Annotated in this window: 7 protein-coding genes; 6 read left to right on the top strand and 1 reads right to left on the bottom strand. The window is 40.5% G+C overall.

Annotated elements, in window-relative coordinates:
* The first annotated feature begins 322 nt into the window (after positions 1-322).
* The 6 genes from D8787_RS10770 to D8787_RS10745 all read left to right on the top strand — a co-directional run bounded on the left by D8787_RS10770 (position 323) and on the right by D8787_RS10745 (position 4,847).
* On the top strand, positions 323-574 hold the full coding sequence (locus tag D8787_RS10770; protein WP_042901443.1) for a hypothetical protein: 252 nt from the start codon (positions 323-325) through the stop codon (positions 572-574).
* Positions 567-812, top strand: coding sequence for a DUF4160 domain-containing protein (locus D8787_RS10765; RefSeq protein ID WP_042901444.1), 246 nt, complete (start codon positions 567-569; stop codon positions 810-812). The genes D8787_RS10770 and D8787_RS10765 overlap by 8 nt, the downstream gene beginning before the upstream one ends.
* 382 nt (positions 813-1,194) lie before the next feature.
* Positions 1,195-1,497: an Asp-tRNA(Asn)/Glu-tRNA(Gln) amidotransferase subunit GatC gene (gatC, locus tag D8787_RS10760; RefSeq protein WP_000705419.1), complete on the top strand. Its 303-nt coding sequence runs from the start codon at positions 1,195-1,197 to the stop codon at positions 1,495-1,497.
* On the top strand, positions 1,497-2,963 hold the full coding sequence (gene gatA / locus D8787_RS10755; RefSeq protein WP_125423761.1) for an Asp-tRNA(Asn)/Glu-tRNA(Gln) amidotransferase subunit GatA: 1,467 nt from the start codon (positions 1,497-1,499) through the stop codon (positions 2,961-2,963). The genes gatC and gatA overlap by 1 nt, the downstream gene beginning before the upstream one ends.
* Positions 2,963-4,408: an Asp-tRNA(Asn)/Glu-tRNA(Gln) amidotransferase subunit GatB gene (gatB, locus tag D8787_RS10750; RefSeq protein WP_125423758.1), complete on the top strand. Its 1,446-nt coding sequence runs from the start codon at positions 2,963-2,965 to the stop codon at positions 4,406-4,408. Before gatA ends, gatB begins: the two co-directional genes overlap by 1 nt.
* Positions 4,409-4,451: 43 nt before the next feature.
* A complete protein-coding gene (locus tag D8787_RS10745) occupies positions 4,452-4,847 on the top strand; it encodes a hypothetical protein (RefSeq protein WP_125423755.1) in 396 nt (131 codons plus the stop codon).
* Positions 4,848-5,246: 399 nt separating this feature from the next.
* Here the strand turns inward: D8787_RS10745 and D8787_RS10740 are convergent.
* Positions 5,247-6,056 (bottom strand): LPXTG cell wall anchor domain-containing protein (locus D8787_RS10740; protein ID WP_125423752.1); only part of this gene is annotated, 810 nt, incomplete at its 5' end.

Below are 6,056 nucleotides of genomic sequence, written 5' to 3'. Positions count from 1 at the left end.
CACTAACTTCCACCATAGCGGAACTTAATCTGAAACGCTTTCAGATGAGAGGATTTTGTGCGCTCTTTTTTTCGATTCAGTTTGGTTAAAAAAGCAATAAAATCAAGCATTAGTAAAACCAGTGGAACTTACCCTGACACGGATTTCCACTGGTTTTTACAATTTTTATCAGACTAACTTCCACTTGGATTAGCGGTGGAACTTAGTTTGGGAATTTACCCTATTTTATATTGAATAAAAGCTTTCCCTTGTAGTCAAATATATCGAAAATCGTGACAATTCTAGCAAAAATGATATAATAAAACAAAAAGGAGATATAATCATGTTCAAAGAATTTGGTGTAACTAATTTAGAAGTGACAAAAGATGATATTTACAAGAATCCAAACAACCCTATTTTGCGTATGTATGATGACGATGAATTAATTGGAACCTTTAGTATTCTAACTGGAGAAGTATTGGAAAACTTGGACTTGGCAGACTATGATATTCGTTTTGCTCAAAAGCAAATTAAGTTAAATCGCGATAACTACCTTGAAACATGGAAGGACTACGTGGGATTACTACATGCCTAAATATTCTTTCTTAAAGTATGGTATTGAAATTCGTCCTAACGAACATAACCATAAAGGTCAAAAAGCGCATATTCACTTTTATATCCACGGAGAAGAAGTGGGTTCAATGTTTCTGAACGGTGAACTGAGAGATGGTAAAGCAAAAGCAAAAGACCTAAAAATGATAAGGCAATATGTCTTAGAAAATGCAGATGAACTTCAGGCTTTATGGAATGAATACCAAAAGAGTGCATATTAAAATCAAAGAATCTTAGTTTGCTAATCAACAACAAACAAAAACTAGCGAGCAATTTTAATGCCTACTATTCAATTATTGCCCCACTTAGGTACTAACCATCCTACTCCCCTTGCAATTTTTTAAATAAATGTTACAATGAATATAGAAAAAGGTGTTGCGTCAACAACACCCTACAGAGCCGTTTAAGACGGTGGCTGTAATTATATAACTAAAAAAATAGCTCGTTAACTCACCAAAGTTAGGACGGCTATTTTTTTGTCTATTTTAAAAACCTCTTTCTCGACTTGCCAGATGTCTTTTTTCACCTTTCCCTCCCTTATTTATAGGAAAATATGGTAAAATAGAACAGACTAAAAATCATCATTTCACGAAAGGATGCAAGATGAAAATTACGCAAGAAGAGGTAACACACGTTGCCAATCTTTCAAAATTAAGATTCTCTGAAGAAGAAACTGCTGCCTTTGCGACTACCTTGTCTAAGATTGTTGACATGGTTGAATTGCTGGGCGAAGTTGACACAACTGGTGTCGCACCTACTACGACCATGGCTGATCGCAAGACTGTGCTCCGCCCTGATGTAGCCGAAGAGGGAACAGACCGCGACCGCTTGTTTAAAAACGTACCTGAAAAAGATAACTACTATATCAAGGTCCCAGCTATCCTAGACGATGGAGGAGATGCCTAATGACTTTTAACAATAAAACCATTGAAGACTTGCACAATCTCCTTGTCTCTAAGGAAATTTCAGCAACAGAATTAACCCAAGCTACGCTTGAAGATATCCAATCTCGCGAGACAGCTATCAACGCTTTTGTTACCATCGCTGAGGAGCAGGCTCTTGCTCAAGCCAAAGCTATTGATGAAGCTGGAATCGATGCTGATAATGTCCTTTCAGGAATTCCATTGGCTGTTAAGGATAATATCTCTACAGATGGTATTCTCACAACTGCTGCCTCAAAAATGCTCTACAACTATGAGCCAATCTTTGATGCGACAGCCGTTGCCAATGCAAAAGCTAAAGGCATGATTGTCGTAGGAAAGACCAACATGGATGAGTTTGCCATGGGTGGTTCAGGTGAAACTTCTTACTACGGTGCCACTAAAAATGCTTGGGACCAGACCAAGGTTCCTGGTGGTTCATCAAGTGGTTCTGCTTCAGCCGTAGCCTCAGGACAAGTCCGCTTGTCACTAGGTTCTGATACTGGTGGTTCTATCCGCCAACCTGCCGCCTTCAACGGAATCGTTGGTCTCAAACCAACCTACGGAACGGTTTCTCGTTTCGGTCTTATTGCCTTTGGTAGCTCTCTAGACCAGATTGGACCTTTCGCTCCGACTGTTAAGGAAAACGCCCTCTTGCTCAATGCGATTGCCAGCGAAGATGCTAAAGACTCTACTTCTGCTCCTATCCGAATTGCCGACTTTACTTCAAAAATCGGTCAAGACATCAAGGGCATGAAAATTGCTTTACCTAAAGAATATCTTGGCGAAGGAATTGACCCAGAAGTTAAGGAAACCATCCTGAATGCCGCTAAACACTTTGAAAAACTGGGTGCTATCGTCGAAGAAGTCAGTCTTCCTCACTCTAAATACGGTGTTGCCGTATACTACATCATCGCTTCATCAGAAGCTTCATCAAACTTGCAACGCTTTGACGGTATCCGTTACGGCTACCGCGCAGAGGATGCAACCAACCTTGATGAAATCTATGTAAACAGCCGTAGCCAAGGTTTCGGTGAAGAAGTGAAACGTCGTATCATGCTAGGTACTTTCAGCCTTTCATCAGGTTACTACGATGCCTACTATAAAAAGGCTGGACAGGTCCGTACCCTCATCATCCAAGATTTCGAACAAGTCTTTGCGGATTACGACTTGATTTTGGGACCAACTGCTCCAAGCGTTGCCTATGACTTGGATTCACTCAACCACGACCCTGTTGCCATGTACTTGGCTGACCTTTTGACCATCCCAGTCAACTTAGCTGGTCTCCCAGGAATTTCGATTCCTGCTGGATTCTCTCAAGGTCTACCTGTCGGTCTGCAATTGATTGGTCCTAAGTATTCTGAGGAAACCATTTACCAAGCTGCTGCTGCTTTTGAAGCAACAACAGACTACCACAAACAACAACCCGTGATTTTTGGAGGTGACAACTAATGAACTTTGAAACAGTCATTGGACTTGAAGTCCACGTAGAGCTCAACACCAATTCAAAAATCTTCTCACCTACTTCTGCCCACTTTGGAAATGACCAAAATGCCAACACTAACGTGATTGACTGGTCTTTTCCAGGAGTTCTGCCAGTTCTCAATAAAGGGGTTGTCGATGCCGGTATCAAGGCTGCTCTTGCCCTCAATATGGACATCCACAAAAAGATGCACTTTGACCGCAAGAACTACTTCTATCCTGATAATCCAAAGGCCTACCAAATTTCTCAGTTTGATGAGCCAATCGGTTACAACGGCTGGATTGAAGTGGAACTAGAAGATGGTACGACTAAGAAAATCGGTATCGAACGTGCTCACTTGGAAGAAGATGCTGGTAAAAACACCCACGGTACAGATGGCTACTCTTATGTTGACCTCAACCGCCAAGGGGTGCCCTTGATTGAAATTGTATCTGAAGCTGACATGCGTTCGCCAGAAGAAGCCTATGCTTACCTAACTGCCCTCAAGGAAGTTATCCAGTACGCTGGCATTTCTGACGTTAAGATGGAAGAAGGTTCTATGCGTGTGGATGCCAATATTTCTCTTCGTCCTTATGGTCAAGAGAAATTCGGTACCAAGACTGAGTTGAAGAACCTCAACTCCTTCTCCAACGTTCGCAAAGGTCTTGAATACGAAGTCCAACGTCAAGCTGAAATCCTTCGCTCAGGTGGTCAAATACGCCAAGAAACACGCCGTTACGATGAAGCTAACAAGGCAACCATCCTCATGCGTGTCAAAGAAGGTGCTGCAGACTACCGCTACTTCCCAGAACCAGACCTACCTCTCTTTGAAATTTCAGATGAGTGGATTGAGGAAATGCGGACAGAGTTGCCAGAGTTTCCGAAAGAACGCCGTGCGCGTTACGTGGCTGACCTTGGCTTGTCAGACTACGATGCTAGCCAGTTGACTGCAAACAAAGTCACTTCTGATTTCTTTGAAAAAGCTGTCGCCCTCGGTGGTGATGCCAAACAAGTCTCTAACTGGCTCCAAGGTGAAGTTGCTCAGTTCTTGAACGCTGAAGGCAAGACTCTGGAACAAATCGAATTGACACCAGAAAACTTGGTTGAAATGATTGCCATCATAGAAGACGGTACTATCTCTTCTAAGATTGCCAAGAAAGTCTTTGTCCATCTAGCCAAAAATGGCGGTGGAGCGCGTGAATACGTGGAAAAAGCAGGCATGGTTCAAATTTCAGATCCTGAAGTCTTGATTCCAATTATCCATCAAGTCTTTGCCGATAACGAAGCCGCAGTTGCCGACTTCAAATCAGGTAAACGTAACGCAGACAAAGCCTTCACAGGATTCCTCATGAAGGCAACCAAAGGCCAAGCCAACCCACAAGTTGCCCTTAAACTCCTTGCCCAGGAATTGGCGAAGTTGAAAGAAGATAAATAACAGACTTTTTATATACCTTTTTCTATTTTAGAAAGAAGAAAAAATGAACAAATTTTTACGATTGCTATTTGTTTTAGTCATCATCGCTATGCTAGGCGCTTCTATACTACAAATTTTCTTTCCATCATACATGGGAAGTCACTCCGGGTACGGAATCTCTACTGGTTGGCAACGAGAAATTGGAATATGGAACCTAGCTGTATTGATTCTTATTCTCGGTGTCAATATTAAGTACGATTGGTTCTATCTACGCATCGTGCTTCTCGCTCTCATCTTCGGTGGGATTGGAATAGGAACAAATCACTTAGTCAATTTTATGGAGTATCATTCTCCTGTAAATGCTATCGGTGCTTTCGAAAATTACTTGCTAGCGACGGGGTGGATTGTAGGGTGGCTCATTGAACATCATTCCATAAAGAAGATAACTGCTAGTAAATAACGACAAGTATATCTTGGATGATTTTTAAAGGTTATAATATAGTTTAATAATCATTCAAATTAAGAGATCTACCTTTTCAATAGCCTCAACGCCAATCAAGATACTTCTAACAAGCTCACTAAACAAAAGGCCAGCCAAACCAACCCACAAGTTGCCCTTAAACTCCTTGCACAGGAATTGGCGAAGTCGAAAGAAGATAAAAAAATAATCTCCAGATTAGGAACTATCAGTGAGTTCTCTAGTCTGGAGATTTTTCAATATACCTCGTTATTGGGGTTTACCTTACCTACATATCCTATTTCAAAAAGCCCTTCCCCTAAGAATAGAGGAAAGGCTTTTCTTGATTATCATAAACTTCAGAATAATAGATAAGCTACTTATTGCGCTTTATACCATTTCTTACTCTTTATCATCTTTACGACGTCTTGAAACTAATCCTAAGCCAGTTATTGCTGCTAGAGCTCCAAGAAGGAGAGATGAAGTTGATGATTGAGTACCTGTATTCGGAAGTTCCCGTTTACCATCTACAAATGTTGATTCATTTGAAGTCGCTATTTGAGTTGATTTATCTGATGTTGCTGTTACATCTGAATGAGAAGGGATTTCATCATGACTTGGAGTAATCACTTTCTTAAAGATATGAGTTGTTACATTTCCAACTAAAATAGTCTTGACATATTCATAGCCAGTAAATGTTCCCTTATCTTTTGTACCATCTTCTTGAGGTTTTAGAACATTACCTTCAGTATCTTTCCAAACTGTTGATTTACTTTCTTCATTGCTTGGAGTTGAAGGTGTTGGTGAATTTGGTGTTGAAGAAGATTTCTTAGTATATACATGGATTGTATTTCCATCTTTATCTTTTTTCGTTTCTTTGTAAATGTACTCTGGAATGTCTTTCTTATCCTTCGTTCCTTTGTCTGAAGGGTTGATTTCTTTTCCTTCTTCATTCACATAACTTGTTACGACTTGACGGTATACATGTGTTGTATTTCCTTTTTCGTCTTTCTTAGTTTCTTTGAAGATGTACTCTGGAATGTCTTTCTTATCCTTCGTTCCTTTGTCTGAAGGGTTGATTTCTTTTCCTTCTTCATTCACATAACTTGTTACGACTTGACGGTATACATGCGTTGTATTGCCTTTTTCGTCTTTCTTAGTTTCTTTGAAGATGTACTCTGGAATAGTTTCTTTGAAGATGTACTCTGGAAT

The sequence above is a fragment of the Streptococcus mitis genome (genome assembly GCF_003944325.1).
In the GTDB taxonomy this organism is placed as follows: Bacteria; Bacillota; Bacilli; order Lactobacillales; family Streptococcaceae; genus Streptococcus; species Streptococcus mitis_CW.
Note: the sequence above shows the minus strand (reverse complement) of the source record. Positions and strands in the feature narration are given on the sequence as shown.